The sequence below is a fragment of the Pseudomonas sp. NY15437 genome (assembly GCF_048068435.1).
GTDB lineage: Bacteria > Pseudomonadota > Gammaproteobacteria > Pseudomonadales > Pseudomonadaceae > Pseudomonas > Pseudomonas nitroreducens_B.
In genome coordinates this window covers 151,897-171,226 of record NZ_JBLUQC010000009.1, presented here as the reverse complement: position 1 = coordinate 171,226, position 19,330 = coordinate 151,897, and the positions used below count along the sequence as shown (strand labels likewise).

At 63.2% G+C, this 19,330-nt stretch carries 14 protein-coding genes and 3 tRNA genes; 6 read left to right on the top strand and 11 right to left on the bottom strand.

Features of this window, described 5'->3' with window-relative positions; genetic code table 11:
* Positions 1–50 precede the first annotated feature (50 nt).
* From lon to ACNFIA_RS20645, 7 genes are all read right to left on the bottom strand, one after another.
* Positions 51–2,447, bottom strand: coding sequence for an endopeptidase La (gene lon / locus ACNFIA_RS20675; RefSeq protein WP_259754198.1), 2,397 nt, complete (start codon positions 2,445–2,447; stop codon positions 51–53).
* A 133-nt stretch (positions 2,448–2,580) separates the two neighbouring features.
* On the bottom strand, positions 2,581–3,861 hold the full coding sequence (gene clpX, locus ACNFIA_RS20670; RefSeq protein WP_259754197.1) for an ATP-dependent Clp protease ATP-binding subunit ClpX: 1,281 nt from the start codon (positions 3,859–3,861) through the stop codon (positions 2,581–2,583).
* Positions 3,862–3,968: 107 nt separating this feature from the next.
* On the bottom strand, positions 3,969–4,607 hold the full coding sequence (gene clpP, locus ACNFIA_RS20665) for an ATP-dependent Clp endopeptidase proteolytic subunit ClpP (protein ID WP_259754196.1): 639 nt from the start codon (positions 4,605–4,607) through the stop codon (positions 3,969–3,971).
* A gap of 93 nt (positions 4,608–4,700) precedes the next feature.
* Positions 4,701–6,011 carry a trigger factor gene (gene tig / locus ACNFIA_RS20660; protein WP_259754194.1) on the bottom strand — a complete coding sequence of 437 codons (1,311 nt, stop codon included), beginning with the start codon at positions 6,009–6,011 and terminating at the stop codon, positions 4,701–4,703.
* A gap of 142 nt (positions 6,012–6,153) precedes the next feature.
* Positions 6,154–6,238, bottom strand: a tRNA-Leu gene (locus ACNFIA_RS20655).
* 52 nt (positions 6,239–6,290) lie between these two features.
* A tRNA-His gene (locus tag ACNFIA_RS20650) sits at positions 6,291–6,366 on the bottom strand.
* 31 nt (positions 6,367–6,397) lie between these two features.
* Positions 6,398–6,474, bottom strand: a tRNA-Arg gene (locus ACNFIA_RS20645).
* Between the two features lie 261 nt (positions 6,475–6,735).
* On the opposite strand from ACNFIA_RS20645, the gene folD reads away from it, so the two are divergent.
* Complete coding sequence (folD, locus tag ACNFIA_RS20640; RefSeq protein WP_254473077.1) at positions 6,736–7,590, top strand: bifunctional methylenetetrahydrofolate dehydrogenase/methenyltetrahydrofolate cyclohydrolase FolD; 855 nt, start codon at positions 6,736–6,738, stop codon at positions 7,588–7,590.
* A 60-nt stretch (positions 7,591–7,650) separates the two neighbouring features.
* On the opposite strand, the gene cysS is transcribed toward folD, so the two are convergent.
* Both cysS and ACNFIA_RS20630 read right to left on the bottom strand, forming a co-directional pair.
* On the bottom strand, positions 7,651–9,039 hold the full coding sequence (cysS, locus tag ACNFIA_RS20635; protein WP_416788215.1) for a cysteine--tRNA ligase: 1,389 nt from the start codon (positions 9,037–9,039) through the stop codon (positions 7,651–7,653).
* A gap of 3 nt (positions 9,040–9,042) precedes the next feature.
* Positions 9,043–10,725 (bottom strand): glutamine--tRNA ligase/YqeY domain fusion protein, encoded by a 1,683-nt coding sequence (locus tag ACNFIA_RS20630; RefSeq protein WP_416788381.1) that lies wholly within the window; start codon positions 10,723–10,725, stop codon positions 9,043–9,045.
* 121 nt (positions 10,726–10,846) lie between these two features.
* Between ACNFIA_RS20630 and ACNFIA_RS20625 the strand changes: the two genes are divergently transcribed.
* The 3 genes from ACNFIA_RS20625 (at position 10,847) to ACNFIA_RS20615 (ending at position 13,530) form a co-directional block, all read left to right on the top strand.
* Positions 10,847–11,353, top strand: coding sequence for a peptidylprolyl isomerase (locus ACNFIA_RS20625; protein WP_416788213.1), 507 nt, complete (start codon positions 10,847–10,849; stop codon positions 11,351–11,353).
* A gap of 4 nt (positions 11,354–11,357) precedes the next feature.
* Positions 11,358–12,080 (top strand): UDP-2,3-diacylglucosamine diphosphatase, encoded by a 723-nt coding sequence (gene lpxH, locus ACNFIA_RS20620; protein ID WP_259754188.1) that lies wholly within the window; start codon positions 11,358–11,360, stop codon positions 12,078–12,080.
* Between the two features lie 121 nt (positions 12,081–12,201).
* A complete protein-coding gene (locus tag ACNFIA_RS20615; protein ID WP_259754186.1) occupies positions 12,202–13,530 on the top strand; it encodes an SPFH domain-containing protein in 1,329 nt (442 codons plus the stop codon).
* A 161-nt stretch (positions 13,531–13,691) separates the two neighbouring features.
* On the opposite strand, the gene ACNFIA_RS20610 is transcribed toward ACNFIA_RS20615, so the two are convergent.
* Complete coding sequence (locus ACNFIA_RS20610; protein ID WP_416788210.1) at positions 13,692–14,303, bottom strand: tRNA-(ms[2]io[6]A)-hydroxylase; 612 nt, start codon at positions 14,301–14,303, stop codon at positions 13,692–13,694.
* Positions 14,304–14,475: 172 nt separating this feature from the next.
* Here ACNFIA_RS20610 and ACNFIA_RS20605 point away from each other — a divergent pair, with 172 nt between their 5' ends.
* Entirely contained in the window at positions 14,476–15,339 is an 864-nt protein-coding gene (locus tag ACNFIA_RS20605) for a universal stress protein (protein ID WP_259754184.1), read from the top strand.
* Between the two features lie 155 nt (positions 15,340–15,494).
* On the opposite strand, the gene ACNFIA_RS20600 is transcribed toward ACNFIA_RS20605, so the two are convergent.
* The gene (locus tag ACNFIA_RS20600; protein ID WP_259754183.1) at positions 15,495–15,971 is read right to left on the bottom strand and encodes a DUF1289 domain-containing protein; all 477 of its coding nucleotides are present in this window, start codon (positions 15,969–15,971) and stop codon (positions 15,495–15,497) included.
* Between the two features lie 382 nt (positions 15,972–16,353).
* Here ACNFIA_RS20600 and acnB point away from each other — a divergent pair, with 382 nt between their 5' ends.
* Positions 16,354–18,963: a bifunctional aconitate hydratase 2/2-methylisocitrate dehydratase gene (gene acnB, locus ACNFIA_RS20595; protein WP_259754182.1), complete on the top strand. Its 2,610-nt coding sequence runs from the start codon at positions 16,354–16,356 to the stop codon at positions 18,961–18,963.
* Positions 18,964–19,330 lie beyond the last annotated feature (367 nt).

Genomic DNA, 19,330 nt, shown 5'->3' with positions numbered 1-19,330 from the left:
GTGCCGCTTTATAACAAGGGCTCAAAAACAGTGTCAAGAAAGCCCCCCAACTAATGCGTGCTGATTCGCTCCTTGGAATCAGACTCGCGCTTCTCATCCTTTGCAACCATCTCGGGAGCCGCATCGGGCAAGGGCTCCGGGGCGTATTGCAGCGCAATTTGCAGGACCTCGTCAATCCATTTAACCGGTTTAATAACGAGATCGGCCTTAATATTATCCGGAATTTCCCTAAGGTCCCGTACGTTTTCCTCGGGAATGATCACAGTCTTGATTCCACCCCGGTGCGCCGCGAGAAGTTTTTCCTTCAGACCGCCAATGGCCAGCACCTGACCCCGCAGGGTGATTTCACCGGTCATGGCCACGTCGGCGCGGACCGGAATCTGCGTGATGGCCGAGACCAGGGCGGTGCACATGCCGATGCCCGCGCTGGGGCCGTCCTTGGGCGTCGCACCCTCCGGCACGTGGATGTGAATGTCGTGCTTCTCGTGGAAGTCCGGGGCGATGCCCAGGCTTTTCGAACGACTACGAACCACGGTCAGCGCAGCGGTGATGGATTCCGCCATGACGTCGCCCAGGGAGCCGGTCTTGGTCAGCGCGCCCTTGCCCGGAACCATGGCCGATTCGATGGTCAGCAGCTCGCCGCCCACCTGAGTCCAGGCGAGGCCGGTCACCTGGCCGATCTGGTCCTGCTGCTCGGCCAGGCCGTAGCGGAACTTGCGCACGCCCAGGTAGTTTTCCAGCGAATCCGGGGTCACCACGGCGTCGATGCGCTTGGCCTTGCCGCCGTCCTTGACCGCCTTGCGGCAGACTTTGGCGATCTGGCGTTCGAGGCTGCGCACACCGGCTTCGCGGGTGTAGTAGCGGATGATGTCGCGGGTCGCCGCTTCCTCGAAGACCAGCTCGCCCTTCTTGAGACCATTGGCCGCGGTTTGTTTCGGTACAAGATATTTCGAAGCGATGTTGATCTTCTCGTCTTCGGTGTAACCCGGCAGGCGGATGACTTCCATGCGGTCCAGCAGCGGCGCCGGAATGTTCATGGAGTTGGCCGTGCAGAGGAACATCACGTCGGAGAGGTCGTAGTCGACTTCGAGGTAGTGATCGTTGAAGTTGTGGTTCTGCTCCGGATCGAGCACTTCCAGCAGCGCCGAGGCGGGATCGCCACGCATGTCGCTGCCCATCTTGTCGATTTCGTCCAGGAGGAACAGCGGGTTGCGCACGCCGACCTTGGTCATTTTCTGAATCAGACGACCGGGCATGGAACCGATGTAGGTCCGGCGGTGACCGCGAATCTCGGCTTCGTCACGCACGCCACCCAGGGCCATGCGCACGAACTTGCGATTGGTCGCGCGGGCGATGGACTCGGCCAGCGAGGTCTTGCCCACACCGGGCGGGCCAACCAGGCAGAGCACCGGGCCTTTCAGCTTCTTCACGCGCTTCTGCACGGCGAGGTACTCGAGGATGCGCTCCTTGACCTCCTCCAGACCGTAGTGGTCGGCATCGAGAATGTCCTCGGCCTTGTCCAGGTCGTGGCGGACCTTGCTCTCGGCCTTCCACGGCACGTTCACCAGCCAGTCGATGTACGAACGCACGACGGTCGCCTCGGCGGACATCGGCGACATCTGCTTGAGCTTGTTCAGCTCCGCAGTGGCCTTGGCCAGGGCTTCCTTGGTCAGGCCGGCGGCGTCGATGCGCTTCTTCAGCTCCTCGACTTCGTTATGGCCCTCGTCGATGTCACCCAGTTCTTTCTGGATGGCCTTCATCTGTTCGTTGAGGTAGTACTCGCGCTGGCTGCGCTCCATCTGCTTCTTCACGCGGCCGCGGATGCGCTTCTCGACCTGCAGCAGGTCGATCTCGGCATCCAGCATGGCCAGCACGTGCTCGACACGGGCCGACAGCTCGGTGATTTCGAGGATTTCCTGCTTCTGCTCGATCTTCAGCGCCATGTGGGCGGCCATGGTGTCCACCAGGCGGCCCGGCTCATCGATGCTGTTGAGCGAGGACAGGACTTCGGCAGGAACCTTCTTGCCCAGTTGCACGTACTGCTCGAACTGGCTGAGCAGGCTGCGGGTGAAGACTTCGGATTCGCGCTCGCCCACCGAGGCTTCGTCGATGATCGACACCTCGGCGCGGCAGTAGGCTTCCTCATCGATGAAGCGCTCGACCTGGCCGCGCTGCTCGCCCTCCACCAGCACCTTGACGGTGCCATCGGGCAGCTTCAGCAATTGCAGGACGGTGGCCACGGTACCCATGCGGTACAGGCCGTCCGCGCCCGGGTCGTCGTCGGCCGGGTTCTTCTGCGCCAGCAACAGGATCTGCTTGTCGCTGGTCATGGCAGCCTCGAGGGCCTCGATGGATTTCTCACGGCCCACGAAAAGCGGGATGACCATGTGCGGATACACCACTACGTCACGCAGGGGGAGCAGGGGCAACTCGACGAGTGTTTTCATGATATTCGGCTCTACAGCGGCACTTGGCCAAAACGATGGGATTGGACCCTTCGGCCTAAGATGGGGTTAGGGCTGGGAAAAAACAAGCGCGGTAGATGGGAAGGAAAAAGGGGCCCTAGGGCCCCTTCTGGTTTCAGGCGTCAGGTGCAGCCTTGGCCGGCTGCTCGCTGTTCTCGTAGATCAGCAGCGGCTGGGAGGAGCCCTCGATGACGCTTTCGTCGATCACCACCTTGCTGACGTCGTTCTGCGAGGGGATCTCGTACATGGTATCGAGCAGGATGCCTTCGAGGATGGAACGCAGGCCACGGGCGCCGGTCTTGCGCTCCAGCGCGCGACGAGCGACGGCCTTGAGCGCGTCGGGGCGGAACTCGAGGTCCACGCCTTCCATTTCGAAGAGTTTGGCGTACTGCTTGGTCAGCGCGTTCTTCGGCTCGGTCAGAATCTGCATCAGCGCAGCTTCGTCCAGCTCGTCGAGGGTCGCGATGATCGGCAGGCGGCCGACAAACTCGGGGATCAGGCCGAATTTCACCAGATCTTCCGGCTCGACCTCACGCAGCGCCTCGCCCACCTTCTTGCCCGCTTCCTGGCTGCGAACTTCGGCGTTGAAGCCGATGCCGCCCTTGGTGGAACGGTTCTGGATGACCTTTTCCAGGCCAGCGAACGCGCCACCGCAGATGAACAGGATGTTGCGGGTGTCGACCTGCAGGAATTCCTGCTGCGGGTGCTTGCGGCCGCCTTGGGGTGGTACGGAAGCCACGGTGCCTTCGATCAGCTTCAGCAGCGCCTGCTGAACGCCTTCGCCGGACACGTCGCGGGTGATCGACGGGTTGTCGGATTTACGCGAGATCTTGTCAATTTCGTCGATGTAGACGATGCCCATCTGGGCCTTTTCGACATCGTAGTCGCACTTCTGCAGCAGCTTCTGGATGATGTTCTCGACGTCTTCGCCCACGTAGCCCGCCTCGGTGAGGGTGGTGGCATCGGCGATGGTGAAGGGAACATTGAGCAGGCGCGCCAGGGTCTCGGCCAGCAGGGTCTTGCCCGAGCCGGTCGGGCCGATGAGCAGGATGTTGCTCTTGCCCAGTTCGACGTCGTCCTTGCGCTCACGCTGGTTCAGGCGCTTGTAGTGGTTGTACACCGCTACTGCCAGGGTTTTCTTGGCACGTTCCTGGCCGATCACGTACTGATCGAGGATGGTGCGGATCTCTTTCGGCGCCGGTAGCTTGTGCGCACTGCTCTCCGCCTGTGCTTCCTGCACCTCCTCACGGATGATGTCATTGCACAGGTCGACGCACTCGTCGCAGATAAAGACCGAGGGGCCGGCAATCAACTTGCGCACTTCGTGCTGGCTCTTGCCGCAGAAGGAGCAATACAGCAGCTTGCCGTTGTCCTCGCCGTTGCGGGTGTCAGTCATTCGATCGTTCCAATCGGGGATATACGTGAAGGACAAGATGAAGGCATTCGCAGGCATTTTCAAGCCCGCGAGCGGCCGGATTACCGGCCGCGGTACAGCGGAGAGACTCAGGCGGCAGAAGGACGCTGAGTGAAGACCTGATCGATCAGACCGTATTTGACGGCTTCGTCACCGCTCATGAAGCGGTCACGGTCGGTATCGCGGGCGATGACGTCCAGCGGCTGGCCAGTGTGGTGCGCCAGCACCTGGTTCAGGCGCTCCTTGATGAACAGGATTTCCTTGGCATGGATCTCGATGTCCGAGGCCTGGCCCTGGAAGCCGCCCAGCGGCTGGTGGATCATCATGCGCGAGTGTGGCAGGCAGTAGCGCTTGCCAGCGGCACCGCCAGCCAGCAGCAGGGCGCCCATGCTGCACGCCTGGCCCACGCAGATGGTGGAAACGTCCGGCTTGATGAACTGCATGGTGTCGTAGATCGACATGCCGGCAGTCACGGAACCACCCGGGGAGTTGATGTAGAGGTGGATGTCCTTGTCCGGGTTCTCGGCTTCGAGGAACAGTAACTGGGCCACCACGAGGTTGGCCATGTAGTCCTCGACCTGGCCGACCAGGAAGATGATCCGCTCCTTCAGCAGGCGCGAATAGATGTCGTAGGAACGCTCACCGCGGGCGGATTGCTCCACCACCATCGGCACCAGACCACCAGCGGCCTGAATGTTCGGAACTTGCGGCATATAAGGATTATGCATGTCCGACGATCACTCCCTAATAAAAAATCATGTCTGTATAGACGCACAAGCCAGCCCGAAGGCTGGCTTGTGACAATCGAACGAAGCGCTGGATCAGGCCGCTTGCGGAGCTTCTGCAGGCTTGACCGCGTCTTCGTAGGATACCTGCTTGTCGGTCACATTGGCCTTCTGCAGGACAGTATCTACAACTTGTTCTTCCAGTACAACCGAACGAACTTCGTTCAGCTGCTGGTCGTTCTTGTAGTACCAGGCAACAACTTGTTCCGGCTCCTGATAAGCGGAAGCCATTTCCTCGATCATTTCGCGAACGCGGGCTTCGTCAGCCTTCAGTTCGTGCTGCTTGACCAGCTCGGCGACGATCAGACCCAGCACGACGCGGCGCTTGGCCTGCTCTTCGAACAGCTCAGCCGGCAGTTGGTCAGGCTTGATGTTGCCACCGAACTGCTGGACAGCCTGGACGCGCAGACGATCGACTTCGTTGCTGATCAGCGCTTTCGGCACTTCGATCGGGTTGGTCTCGACCAGACCTTCCATCACCTGGTTCTTCACCTTGGACTTGATGGCCTGACGCAGTTCACGCTCCATGTTCTTGCGAACTTCGGCGCGGAAGCCTTCCAGGGTGCTTTCCTTCACGCCGAACAGAGCGAAGAACTCTTCGTTCAGTTCCGGCAGCTTCGGCTCGGCAACGCTGTTGACGGTAGCGGTGAACTCGGCGGCTTTGCCAGCCAGGTCCAGGTTCTGGTAGTCCTCGGGGAAGGTCACGTTCAGAACGCGCTCTTCACCGGCCTTGGCGCCGACCAGGCCTTCTTCGAAGCCCGGGATCATGCGGCCGGAGCCCAGCACCAGCAGGGTGCCCTTGGCGGAACCGCCAGCGAAGGCTTCGCCGTCGATCTTGCCGACGAAGTCGATGTTCACCTGGTCGTCGTTCTGCGCGGCGCGGTCGACGATTTCGAAGCGGGTGTTCTGCTTGCGCAGGATTTCCAGCATGTTGTCGAGGTCGGCATCGGCCACGTCGGCCTGCAGGCGCTCAACCTTGATGCCGTCGAAATCGGCAACCTTGAACTCGGGGAAGACTTCGAAGGTTGCGATGTACTCGAGGCCCTTCTCCTTTTCGAACACTTTCGGTTCGACGGAGGGAGCACCGGCCGGGTTCAGCTTCTGCTCGACCACGGCTTCGTAGAAGGTTTCCTGGATCAGGTCACCGAGGGCTTCCTGACGAGCGGCGGCTTCGTAGCGCTGACGGATCACGCTCATCGGCACCTTGCCGGGACGGAAGCCAGGAACCTTGGCGCGACGAGCGGTCTGCTGCAGACGCTTGTTGACTTCGGTCTCGATGCGCTCGGCCGGCACGCCAACGGTCATGCGGCGCTCAAGAGCGGAGGTGCTTTCAACGGAAACTTGCATGGATATTCCTCGTGGCACAGACGTAAGCCGGTCCTTCCGGCTCCCAGAATCAAGGGCAAGCATTCTAGTAGCTAGAAATGCAGAAGTCACCCTGGCTGGAAGCTGCGAAAATTCACGGATGCGAGAGCTTATGGAAAGAAGATGGTGCGGACGGAGAGACTCGAACTCTCACAGCTTGCGCCACTGGAACCTAAATCCAGCGTGTCTACCAATTTCACCACGTCCGCAGGGTACCGCAGAAACGAAAACGCCAGGCTCTGGGCCTGGCGCTTCGGAATATGGGGTGGACGATGGGAATCGAACCCACGACACCAGGAGCCACAATCCTGTGCTCTACCAACTGAGCTACGCCCACCATATTACACTTGCTTGTACCGAACGCCACTTGGCGCACCCGGCAGGACTCGAACCTGCGACCATCCGCTTAGAAGGCGGATGCTCTATCCAGCTGAGCTACGGGCGCTTTAGTGGCGGCAACCCTTGCTAAGCAGACCCAGTGGAACCACCGGATCGGTTGGCACCGCCTCTTTCGTGTTTCAGGCTGTGCTCGGCAAGCGGGGCGCATGTTATCGATGAGCCCCTACCCCGTCAACAACTTTTTTAAAAAAAATTCAAAGAGATAAAGGAGTTACGGCAAATCAGGGGTGCCCGCCTTTGCCTAATGGAGGCAGCGTGCGAAAATGCGCGCCTTCTTTTCACCCGCCTTAATGGTTATCCCCCCGACATGACTGCAAAACTGATCGACGGCAAAGCGATCGCCGCCAGCCTCCGCCAGCAGATTGCCCAACGCGTCAATGAACGCCGCCAGCAAGGACTGCGCATTCCCGGCCTGGCAGTGATCCTGGTCGGTAGCGACCCCGCCTCTCAGGTCTATGTCGCGCACAAGCGCAAGGACTGTGAAGAGGTCGGCTTCCTCTCGCAGGCGTACGACCTCCCCGCCAGCACCACCCAGGATGAACTGCTGGCACTGATCGACCGCCTGAACGCCGACCCGGCCATCGACGGCATCCTCGTGCAGTTGCCCCTGCCCGCCCACCTGGACGCCTCCCAGTTGCTGGAGCGCATCAGCCCGGACAAGGACGTGGACGGTTTCCACCCCTTCAATATCGGTCGCCTGGCCCAGCGCATTCCGCTGCTGCGCCCGTGCACCCCGAAAGGCATCATGACCCTGCTGCAAAGCACCGGTGTCGATCTGTACGGCATGGACGCGGTCGTCGTCGGCGCCTCGAACATCGTCGGCCGCCCCATGGCCCTGGAACTGCTGCTAGGCGGCTGCACCGTTACCGTGACCCACCGCTTCACCCGTGACCTGGCCGATCACGTGCGCCGCGCCGACCTGGTGGTCGTGGCCGCCGGCAAGCCGGGCCTGGTCAAGGGCGAGTGGATCAAGGAAGGCGCCATCGTCATCGACGTGGGCATCAACCGCCAGGCCGACGGCAAGCTGGTGGGCGATGTGGAGTACGACGTGGCCGCCGAACGCGCCAGCTGGATCACCCCGGTGCCGGGCGGCGTCGGCCCAATGACCCGCGCCTGCCTGCTGGAAAACACCCTGTACGCCGCCGAGCACCTGCATCCCTGACGCTGGCGACGGACAAGAAAAAGGCCGCTGATCAGCGGCCTTCTTCATTTCCGGGGGCGATTACTCGGCAAGACGCCAGGTCGTACCGCCCTTGCCGTCTTCCAGCACCACGCCCAGAGCGGTCAGCTCGTCGCGGATACGGTCGGACTCGGCCCAGTTTTTCGCCGCACGGGCATCCAGGCGCGCCTGGATCAGTGCCTCGACCTGTGCCGCATCGACCTTGCCGGCCGCCCCCGCCTGGAGGAACGCGTCGGCGTCCAACTGCAGCACGCCCAGCAGAGCCCCCAGCTCACGCACGCGTGCCGCCAGTGCGGCAGCCGCGGCCGTATCGCTCTCGCGCAGGCGGTTGACCTCGCGGACCATCTCGAACAGCACGGCCACTGCTTCCGGCGTACCGAAGTCATCGTCCATCGCGGCGCCGAAGCGCTCGACGAACGCCTCGCCACCCGCGGCAGCCACCTGCGGCAGGCCGCGCAGCGCGGTGTAGAAACGCTCCAGCGCGCCCTTGGCTTCCTTCAGGTTGTCTTCGGAATAGTTGATCGGGCTGCGGTAATGGCTCGACACCAGCAGGAAGCGCACGACCTCCGGGTGGTATTTCTCCAGCACTTCGCGGATGGTGAAGAAGTTGCCCAGGGACTTGGACATTTTCTCGCCATCCACGCGCACCGCGCCGGCGTGCATCCAGCTGGCGGCGTAGAGCTTGCCAGTGGCCGCCTCGCTCTGGGCGATCTCGTTCTCGTGGTGCGGGAACACCAGGTCCGGGCCGCCGCCGTGGATGTCGAAGGTCTCGCCCAGGCAGCAGGTGGACATCACCGAGCATTCGATGTGCCAGCCCGGACGCCCGGCGCCCCAGGGCGACTCCCAGCTCGGCTCGCCCGGCTTGGCGCCTTTCCAGAGCACGAAGTCCAGCGGGTCTTCCTTGGATTCGTCGACCTCGATCCGCGCACCGATGCGCAGGTCTTCGATCTTCTTGCGCGACAGCTTGCCGTAGCCGGCGAACTTGCCGACCCGGTAGTAGACGTCGCCATTGCCCGGTGCGTAGGCGTAGCCCTTGTCGATCAGGGTCTGGATCATCTCGTGCATGCCGGCGATGTGACCGGTGGCGCGCGGCTCGATGTCCGGACGCAGGACCGACAGGCGTGCCTCGTCCTCGTGCATCGCGGCGATCATGCGGGCGGTCAGGTCTTCGAACGACTCGCCGTTCTCCTGGGCGCGACGGATGATCTTGTCGTCGATGTCGGTGATGTTGCGCACGTAGGTCAGGTCATAGCCGCGATGGCGCAGCCAGCGGGCGATGACGTCGAACGCCACCATCACGCGGGCGTGGCCGATGTGGCAGAAGTCGTACACGGTCATGCCGCACACGTACATGCGCACCTGGTTGCCGACCAGCGGCTTGAAGGCGTCCTTGGTCTTGGACAGCGTGCTGTAGATCTGCAAGTCAGCCATCCCTTACTGCCCCCACGAATCGCGCAGGGTCACGGTGCGATTGAAGACCAGCGCATCGGCGGTGGAATCCTTGGAGTCCACGCAGAAGTAGCCCTCGCGCTCGAACTGGAAGCGATCCTCGGCCGTGGCGCTGGCCAGCGACGGCTCGGCGCGGCAGCCCTTGAGCACCACCAGAGAGTCGGGGTTGATGTTGTCGAGGAAGCTGCCGCCCTCTTCCGATTTCTCCGGGTTGGCGGAACGGAACAGGCGATCGTACAGGCGCACTTCGCACTCGACGCTCTCGGCGGCCGGCACCCAGTGGATCACGCCCTTGACCTTGCGGCCCTCGGGGTTCTTGCCCAGGGTGTTCTCGTCGTAGCTGCAACGCAGTTCGACGATGTTGCCGGCGGCATCCTTGATCGCCTCGTCGGCGCGGATCACGTAGCTGCCGCGCAGGCGGACTTCGCCGCCCGGGATCAGGCGCTTGTAGCCGGCCGGCGGGACTTCTTCGAAGTCGCTGGCGTCGATGTAGATCTCGCGGCTGAACGGCAGCACCCGCACACCCATGTCCTGCTTCGGATGGCGCGGCAGTTCGAGGTTCTCGACCTGGCCTTCCGGGTAGTTGGTGATCACCACTTTCAGCGGCTTCAGCACGCACATGGCGCGGCCGGCGTTGGCATCGAGGTCGTCACGGATGGCGAATTCCAGCATGCCGATGTCCACCACGCCGCCGGCGCGGTTCACGCCGATCATGTCGCAGAAGGCACGGATCGAGGCCGGGGTGTAGCCACGGCGGCGATAGCCGGACAGGGTCGACATGCGCGGGTCGTCCCAGCCATTCACATGGTTTTCATCGACCAACTGCTTGAGCTTGCGCTTGCTGGTGATGGTGTAGTTCAGGTTCAGGCGCGCGAATTCGTACTGGCGCGGCTGGGCCGGTACTGGCAGGTTGGCCAGGAACCATTCGTACAGCGGACGGTGATCCTCGAACTCCAGAGTGCAGATGGAGTGGGTGATGCCCTCGATGGCGTCCGACTGGCCGTGGGTGAAGTCGTAGCTAGGGTAGATGCACCACTTGTCGCCGGTCTGGTGGTGATGGGCGTGGCGGATGCGGTAGAGGATCGGGTCGCGCAGGTTGATGTTCGGCGAGGCCATGTCGATCTTCGCGCGCAGCGAACGGGCGCCGTCGGGGAATTCGCCGGCCTTCATGCGGGCGAACAGGTCCAGGTTCTCTTCCACCGAGCGGTCGCGGAAGGGGCTGTTCCTGCCCGGTTCGGTCAGCGAACCGCGATAGGCACGCATTTCCTCGGCGTTCAGGTCGCAGACGAAGGCCTTGCCGGCCTTGATCAGGTCCACGGCCCAGTCGTGCAACTGGTCGAAGTAGTTGGAGGCATAGCGCACCTGGCCGGCCCACTCGAAGCCCAGCCACTTCACATCGGCCTCGATGGCGTCGATGTATTCCTGATCTTCCTTCGCCGGGTTGGTGTCGTCGAAGCGCAGGTGGCAGTCACCGCCGAACTCCTTGGCCAGGCCGAAGTTCAGACAGATGGACTTGGCATGGCCGATGTGCAGGTAGCCGTTGGGCTCCGGCGGGAAGCGGGTGACGATTTTCTGGTGCTTGCCACTTTCCAGGTCGGCCGCCACGATCGGGCGCAGGAAGTTGGCGGCAACAGTGGCTTCTTTCGTATCGGCGGTAGGCTTGCTCATGGTGTCCTTGATCATGCTGGTGTTCGGCCAGGGTAGGCCAGCCAAACCAAAGCGCTTATCATAGCCGAAGCTGTCAACCCCCTGACAGGCCTTCGATTTTTCCAACGAGCGGAATTCCCTGATGACTACCACCGTCAAACTGCAGACCAACTTCGGCGATATCACCCTTGAACTGTTCGACGACAAGGCGCCGGAAACCGTGGCCAACTTCAAGGAGTACGTGAAGGCCGGCCATTACGACAACACCGTGTTCCACCGCGTGATCAACAACTTCATGATCCAGGGCGGCGGTTTCGAGCCGGGCATGAAGCAGAAGAGCACCCGCAAGTCGATCAAGAACGAAGCCAACAACGGCGTCGCCAACAAGATCGGCACCGTCGCCATGGCCCGTACCATGGAGCCGCATTCGGCCAGCGCGCAGTTCTTCATCAACGTCGCCGACAACGACTTCCTCAACCACAGCGCACCGACCGTGCAGGGCTGGGGCTACTGCGTGTTCGGCGAAGTGAAGGACGGCATGGACGTGGTCAACAAGATCAAGACCGTCGCCACCACCATGCGCTCCGGCCACCAGGACGTACCGGCCGACGACGTGATCATCGAGAAAGCAGAAGTCATCGGCGAGTGAGTCGATGAGCGTCCTGTTCATCTCGGACCTGCATCTTGAAGCGGAACGCCCGGATATCACCCGGGCGTTCTTGCATTTCCTCTCCACCCGCGCCCGCACGGCGCAGGCGCTGTACATCCTCGGCGACTTCTTCGAAGCCTGGATCGGCGACGACGGCATGGACGAGTTCCAGCACGCCATCGCCCGCGCCCTGCGTGAGCTGTCCGACAGCGGTACGCGCATCTACCTGATGCACGGCAATCGCGACTTCCTGATAGGCCAGGCCTTCTGCCGCGAGGCCGGTTGCACCCTGCTGCGCGACCCGAGCCTGATCGAGGTGGGCGGCGAGAAGATCCTGCTGATGCACGGCGACAGCCTGTGCACCCTCGACGCGGCCTACATGAAGCTGCGCCGCTGGCTGCGCAACCCGGTGAGCCTGTTCATCCTGCGCAACCTGCCGCTGGCCACCCGCCGCAAGCTGGCGCGCAAGCTGCGCAAGGAAAGCCGCGCGCAGACGCGCATGAAGGCCAGCGAGATCGTCGACGTCACCCCGGCGGAAGTGGAGCGCATCATGCGCGACAAGGGTGTGCGCATCCTGATCCACGGACACACGCACCGCCCCGCCGTCCATGAACTGCAGGTCGACGGCCGCCCCGCGCGGCGCATCGTCCTCGGCGACTGGGACAGCCAGGGCTGGGCCCTGGAAGCGGACGACCAGGGCATGCAGCAGGCCCCCTTCCCGCTCTGAACGGCCGGCCACCGCAAGGTGGCCTTCTGCCGTTAACCCACCCGCACTGTCAGACATCGCTTCTTGACCAACCCCGGCGGCCTTGCGCAGCATTCGCGGTTTGCTCACTCAAGGAAGAGACATGTTCAGCAAGGAAAACCTCATCAAGTTCGGCGCCCTGCCCCTCGCCCTGGTCGCCGCGGCCTTCATCCTCTTCAACGGCATCTTCTTCTATAACGAAGCCGGCTACATGACCCACGTGCGGACCATCTTCGGCGACGAGAAGGTCGTCGACGACGTCGGCTACGCCACCAAGTGGTTCGGCCGCGCCACCACCTGGAAGAAAGCCATCAGCGTGCAGTCCGTGCTGGTCATGGACGAGAACGACAACAACCCCGACAACGACGCACTGGGCGCCACCATCGAAGCCTTCCCCATCGTCTTCCTCGGCAACGTGGACGCCAAGGTGGAATCCTCGGCGCGATTCCGCCTGCCCGGCGGCGACCAGTTCCTGAAGATGGCCCAGGAATATCGCAACCCGGACAACTTCATCCGTACCGCACTGGTCCCGGCGATCAAGGAAACCCTGCAGGCCACCGCTTCGTTGATGACCGCCGACGACTATTACGCCGGCGCCCGCAGCGAATTCGCCGCGGAGTTCGAAAACCAGCTCAACGACGGCCTGTACCTGATCAAGCGCAAGGAAGTCCGCGGCCCGCGCGGCGCCGTACCGCACCAGACCGCCATCCTCCAGGCCGGCACCGAACAGGGCAGCTTCGGCGACAACAACGCCAGCCAGTTCGTCACCGAGAAGGTCACCGACGCCAAGGGCATCCCGGTACGCAAGCAGCAGCAGTTCCGCAAGTTCGGTGTGGAAGTGGTGGAGGCACGCATCACCAACGTCGACCCGAACCCGCAGTACAAGCAGCGCATGGTCAAGGTGCAGCAGGCGCTGGCCGAGCTGGCCGTGGCCCGCCAGAACCGCCTGAAGGAAGAGGAAGAGAAGCTGCTGGTCACCGCCCGCGGCGAGAAGGAAGTGGAAGCCAAGCGCCAGGAAACCCTGCGCGACCAGATCGAGCGCACAACCCAGGCGGAAACCGAGAAGCAACTGGCCGTGATCAACGCCGAGCGCGAGAAACAGCGCGCCGAGATCGAGAAGCAGACCGCCGAATTGCTGCGCGATAAAGCCACCGTGACCGCCCAGGCCACCAAGATCACCGCGGACGCCGATGCCTATGCCCGTGAAGCGGTGATCAAGGCCGACGGCGCGCTGCAACCCAAGCTGGACGCGCTGATCGCGATCAACAAGGTGTGGGCCGAAGCCGCCGCCCAGGCCCCGGTGCCCAGCGTGATGATGGCTGGCGGGTCGACCAGCGCCAGCAGCCGCCAGGATGAAATCGGCCAGCTGATGGGCGTCCTGGCCACCAAGGCCGCGCGTGACCTGGCGCTGGACCTGAAGGTGAAGGACTGAGCCCGGCTCTTTTGTAGGAGCGAGCTTGCTCGCGAACGGAATTCCCGGCGGCTCCGCTGACTGGGCAGGTTCGCGAGCAAGAAACGGGCGCCCTCTCGGTCCTACAAAAGCGGCAAAGAAAAAGCGCCCGATTGGGCGCTTTTTTCATTCCAGCGAGGGCCTCAGGCCGCCTGCTCCACCGGCACACCGCTGTGGAAACGGAACTCGCTGTCCGGCGACTGGATCAGGCCAGCCTCCACCTCGCGGATCTCCGCCACGCGGCGCTGGATATCGGCATCGTCACCGTAACGGCGCGCCAGGCTCAGGTAGCCCTGGAAGTGCCGCGCCTCGGATTTCAGCAGCGAGCCGTAGAATTTCGCCAGATCCGCATCCAGGTGATCGACCAGCGCGGCAAAGCGCTCGCAGCTGCGGCACTCGATGAAGGCGCCGACGATCAGGGTGTCCACCAGCTTCTGCGGCTCATGGTTACGCACCACGGCGCGCAGGCCGGAGGCGTAGCGGCCGGCGGAAATCGGCCGCAGCGGGATACCGCGCTTCTTCAGGATCGCCAGCACCTGCTCGTGGTGACGCAGCTCCTCGCGGGCCAGGCGCGACATGAAGTTCACCAGCTCCTCATGGGCGCTGTACTTGGCGATCAGGGCCAGGGCCGTGCTGGCGGCCTTGAACTCGTTGTTCTTGTGGTCGATCAGCATCACCGCCTGATCCCGCAATGCGGCTTCCACCCACGCATCGGGCGTGGCACAACCGAGGAATTCCCTGATTTCAGACAACATGTTCAAGCTCCGAGGACGCGACCCACCGGCTGGCCGGTGTCATAAAGGCGGAGCATTATACGAATGCCACCGCGCGGAACCAGCGTCGGCCGTTGATATGCCTCAACGTCATGAACGAGATATCCCGACTACAGTTGTCCCACATAAACAACGCGCACGAAGGGAGACGATCATGCAAGCCATCCGTAGCATCCTCGTAGTCGTGGACCCCGACCAGCCGGAAGGTCTCGCACTGAAACGGGCGCGCCTGATCGCCAGCGTGACCCAGTCGCACCTGCACCTGCTGGCCTGCGAGCGGCGCGCCGATTACAGCGCCAAGCTCGAGGAAGTGGCCGACGTGCTGCGCCAGGAAGGTTTCAGCGCCTCCAGCCGCCAGGCCTGGAAGGACAACCTGCACCAGACCATCATCGCCGAACAACAGGCCGAAGGCTGCGGCCTGGTGGTCAAGCAGCACAGCCCCGACAACCCGCTGAAGAAGGCCCTACTCACCCCGGACGACTGGAAGCTGCTGCGCTTCTGCCCCGCGCCCGTGCTGCTGGTGAAGACCAGCTTGCCCTGGGCCGGACGCAACATCCTCGCCGCGGTGGACGTCGGCAACAACGATATCGAGCACCGCACCCTGCATGCCGGCATCGTCAGCCACGCCTATGACATCGCCGGCCTCGCCCACGGCCAGCTGCATGTCATCAGCGCCCATCCCTCGCCCATGCTTTCGGCGGCCGACCCGACCTTCCAGCTCAGCGAGACCATCGAAGCCAAGTACCGCGAAGCCTGCAAGGCGTTCCAGGCCGAATACGGCGTGGACGACCAGCACCTGCACATCGAGGAAGGCCCGGCGGACGTACTGATCCCCCGCGCGGCGCATAACCTCGACGTGGCGGTGACGGTGATCGGCAGCGTGGCGCGCACCGGCCTGTCCGGCGCACTGATCGGCAACACCGCCGAAGTGGTGCTGGACTCGCTGGCCAGCGACGTCCTGGTGCTCAAGCCGGAGGACATCATCGCCCACCTCGAGGAGCTCGCCGCCAAACCGTGATGCGCCTGTACCGGTAGGAGCGAGGGGGACGCCATCGTTATTGCTCGCGAACCAGCCCGGCGCCGCAGTTACCGGGAATCACCTTCGTGAGCATGCTCGCTCCTACAAAAGCAGAAAGCCGCCCATCGGGCGGCTTTCTTATTGCACGGCAGCGATCAGACCCGCGACTCCAGCCCGTTGGCCAGGAAGCTTGGCGCGATGTAACGCTCGTAATGCGCCTCGGAGAGGATGAAGAACTCCTTGTCGATGGCGTCCCGCAGGTCCGGCAGCGGCCAGCCGCGGAATTCAGGCAGCAGCGCCAGCCCGTAGGCCTCGATCTGGTTGATCATCCGCGAGCCGCGGGCGATCAACTGGTAGGCCCAGCAATAGGGCGACTGCTCGGGCACGAAGCGAATCTGCCGCTGCTCCAGCTGGCTGCGCAGCAAGGCCTGATCGAAGACTTCCAGCTTGGCCATCATCACCTGCGCCAGCAGGACCTCCAGACGGCTCAGGACCGCCCGCTTCTCCTCGTCGCCGTAGCGGTTCCAGTTCACCACTTCGTGGTGGAAACGCTTGCAGCCACGGCAGACCAGGTCGCCATAGACCGTCGAGCAGAGCCCGACACAGGGGGTTTTGATGCGCTGAGAAGACATGGGGAAACAGGTAGCTGGCAAAGCGGGCATGTTAGCCCTTTGTCTAGGCAAGATCACCCTCAGGTGCCAAGCGAACCCGCTTACCAAGGCCCATTAATTCCATTAGAATGGCTGCGCCTTTTTGGCGTCATTGTCCGAAAGAAGCTGTTTTCAAAGCGTCACGAAGCACAGATTCCGGCAGCCGCGCGGTCTGGGCGCTCCCCTCAAGCGTCCAGCCCCATCAGTCCCAGGCCACCCCGGCGTAAAACTTTGAAAACAGCTTCTGCCCGGAGATCGCCGGTGCCGTCGTAGGTCAGTGGATTACCGTCCACCATGCCTGACGAATGGATCGGAGGGGTCTCCTGGATACGCGTCCTCCGGGACCACTGATGAGGGAAATACTGTGCTTGAAGCCTATCGCAAACACGTAGAAGAGCGTGCCGCCCAGGGCGTCGTGCCCCAGCCGCTGAACGCCGAACAGACCGCTGGTCTGGTCGAACTCCTGAAGAACCCGCCGGCCGGCGAAGAAGAATTTCTCCTCGACCTGATCACCAACCGCGTACCGCCGGGCGTGGACGAAGCCGCCTACGTCAAGGCCGGCTTCCTCTCTGCCGTCGCCAAGGGTGAAGCCACTTCCCCGCTGCTGACCAAGACCCGCGCCGTCGAGCTGCTGGGCACCATGCAGGGCGGCTACAACATCGCCACCATGGTCGAGCTGCTGGACAGCGCCGAGCTGGCCGATGTCGCCGCCGAGCAACTCAAGCACACCCTGCTGATGTTCGACGCCTTCCACGACGTCGCCGAACGCGCCAAGAAGGGCAACGCCGCCGCCAAGGCCGTGCTGCAGTCCTGGGCCGATGGCGAGTGGTTCAAGGCCCGCCCGGCCGTCGCCGAGAAGCTGACCCTGACCGTGTTCAAGGTCCCCGGCGAAACCAACACCGACGACCTGTCCCCCGCTCCGGACGCCTGGTCGCGCCCTGACATCCCGCTGCACGCCCTGGCCATGCTGAAAATGGCTCGCGACGGCATCGAGCCGGTTCAGCCGGGCTCCGTCGGCCCGCTGAAGCAGATCGAAGCCGTCAAGGCCAAGGGCTTCCCGGTTGCCTACGTCGGCGACGTGGTCGGCACCGGTTCGTCCCGTAAGTCCGCCACCAACTCGGTGCTGTGGTTCTTCGGCGACGACATCCCCTACGTACCGAACAAGCGCGCTGGCGGCTTCTGCTTCGGCACCAAGATCGCCCCGATCTTCTACAACACCATGGAAGACGCCGGCGCCCTGCCGATCGAATTCGACTGCACCAACCTGGCCATGGGCGACGTCATCGACGTGTACCCGTACGAAGGCAAGGTCGTGCGTCATGACAGCGGCGAAGTGGTCACCACCTTCGAGCTGAAGACCCCGGTCCTGCTGGACGAAGTCCGCGCTGGCGGCCGTATCCCGCTGATCGTTGGCCGTGGCCTGACCGAGAAAGCCCGCGCCGAGCTGGGCCTGCCTGCATCCGACCTGTTCAAGAAGCCGGAAGCGCCGGCCGACAGCGGCAAGGGCTTCACCCTCGCGCAGAAGATGGTTGGCCGCGCCTGCGGGCTGCCGGAAGGCCAGGGCGTACGTCCGGGCACCTACTGCGAACCGAAGATGACCACCGTCGGTTCCCAGGACACCACCGGCCCGATGACCCGCGACGAGCTGAAGGACCTGGCGTGCCTGGGCTTCTCCGCCGACCTGGTGATGCAGTCCTTCTGCCACACCGCTGCCTATCCGAAGCCGATCGACGTCAAGACCCACCACACCCTGCCGGACTTCATCATGACCCGCGGCGGTGTCTCCCTGCGTCCGGGCGACGGCATCATCCACAGCTGGCTGAACCGCATGCTGCTGCCTGACACCGTCGGCACCGGCGGCGACTCGCACACCCGCTTCCCGATCGGCATCAGCTTCCCGGCCGGTTCCGGCCTGGTGGCCTTCGCCGCTGCCACCGGCGTGATGCCGCTGGACATGCCCGAATCGGTTCTGGTGCGCTTCAAGGGCAAGCTGCAGCCGGGCATCACCCTGCGTGACCTGGTCCATGCGATCCCCTACTACGCCATCCAGGCTGGCCTGCTGACCGTCGAGAAGAAAGGCAAGAAGAACATCTTCTCCGGCCGCATCCTCGAGATCGAAGGTCTGAACGACCTGACCGTCGAGCAAGCCTTCGAGCTGTCCGACGCCTCCGCCGAGCGTTCGGCTGCCGGTTGCACCATCAAGCTGCCGGAAGAGGCCATCGCCGAGTACCTGAAGTCCAACATCACCCTGCTGCGCTGGATGATCGGCGAAGGCTACGGCGACGCCCGCACCCTGGAGCGCCGCGCGCAAGCGATGGAAGCCTGGCTGGCCAACCCGCAACTGCTGGAAGCCGACAAGGACGCCGAGTACGCCGCGGTCATCGAGATCGACCTGGCCGACGTCAAGGAGCCGGTACTCTGCGCTCCGAACGACCCGGACGACGCTCGTCTGCTGTCCAGCGTCGAAGGCCGCAAGATCGATGAAGTCTTCATCGGTTCCTGCATGACCAACATCGGTCACTTCCGCGCTGCCGGCAAACTGCTGGACAAGGTCAAGGGTGGCATTCCGACCCGTCTGTGGCTGGCTCCGCCGACCAAGATGGACGCCCACCAGCTGACCGAAGAAGGCTACTACGGCATCTACGGCAAGGCTGGCGCGCGCATGGAAATGCCGGGCTGCTCGCTGTGCATGGGCAACCAGGCTCGCGTCCAGACCGGTTCCACCGTGGTCTCCACCTCGACCCGTAACTTCCCGAACCGTCTGGGCGACGCCACCGACGTGTTCCTGGCATCCGCCGAGCTGGCAGCTGTCGCTTCGATCATCGGCAAGCTGCCGACCGTCGAGGAGTACATGGCCTACGCGAAGGACATCGACAGCATGTCTGCCGATATCTACCGCTACCTGAGCTTCGACCAGATCGCCGAGTTCCGTGAAGCGGCAGCCAACGCGAAGATCCCGGCCGTCCAGGTCTGAGTGATCCCCGCGTGATGAAAAGCCCCGCCTGAGTGCGGGGCTTTTTCTTTTCCAGGGCCCGCCCTAGAGCGCCTGCGCCCGCCCCTCACGATGGGCCTAATACTTATTGACCGGTTGCGTCCCGGCCCTCGAGGTCTAAGGTGGACGACAGGCTCCTGCCGATATCCGTGCTCAGGTGCCCTTGTGGAACCCTCCAGAGGTGCGCTCCCTTCCTCTGCGCCCCGCCCTCCATGGCGGGGCTTCTTTTTTCCGCGCTCCTGCTGGCACAGCCCTTGCTGCGCTTCTGATACCTGCGATCCAACGGCGGATCGCCCCCGACAACGGCGTCGCGACTACCTCCCTTCAGCGGCAGGTGGTGCGGCGCCAT

Coding starts and splice junctions, on each gene's coding strand:
- lon (WP_259754198.1), bottom strand. CDS start 2,447: ATGAAAACACTCGTCGAGTTGCCCCTGCTCCCCCTGCGTGACGTAGTG.
- clpX (WP_259754197.1), bottom strand. CDS start 3,861: ATGACTGACACCCGCAACGGCGAGGACAACGGCAAGCTGCTGTATTGC.
- clpP (WP_259754196.1), bottom strand. CDS start 4,607: ATGCATAATCCTTATATGCCGCAAGTTCCGAACATTCAGGCCGCTGGT.
- tig (WP_259754194.1), bottom strand. CDS start 6,011: ATGCAAGTTTCCGTTGAAAGCACCTCCGCTCTTGAGCGCCGCATGACC.
- folD (WP_254473077.1), top strand. CDS start 6,736: ATGACTGCAAAACTGATCGACGGCAAAGCGATCGCCGCCAGCCTCCGC.
- cysS (WP_416788215.1), bottom strand. CDS start 9,039: ATGGCTGACTTGCAGATCTACAGCACGCTGTCCAAGACCAAGGACGCC.
- ACNFIA_RS20630 (WP_416788381.1), bottom strand. CDS start 10,725: ATGAGCAAGCCTACCGCCGATACGAAAGAAGCCACTGTTGCCGCCAAC.
- ACNFIA_RS20625 (WP_416788213.1), top strand. CDS start 10,847: ATGACTACCACCGTCAAACTGCAGACCAACTTCGGCGATATCACCCTT.
- lpxH (WP_259754188.1), top strand. CDS start 11,358: ATGAGCGTCCTGTTCATCTCGGACCTGCATCTTGAAGCGGAACGCCCG.
- ACNFIA_RS20615 (WP_259754186.1), top strand. CDS start 12,202: ATGTTCAGCAAGGAAAACCTCATCAAGTTCGGCGCCCTGCCCCTCGCC.
- ACNFIA_RS20610 (WP_416788210.1), bottom strand. CDS start 14,303: ATGTTGTCTGAAATCAGGGAATTCCTCGGTTGTGCCACGCCCGATGCG.
- ACNFIA_RS20605 (WP_259754184.1), top strand. CDS start 14,476: ATGCAAGCCATCCGTAGCATCCTCGTAGTCGTGGACCCCGACCAGCCG.
- ACNFIA_RS20600 (WP_259754183.1), bottom strand. CDS start 15,971: ATGTCTTCTCAGCGCATCAAAACCCCCTGTGTCGGGCTCTGCTCGACG.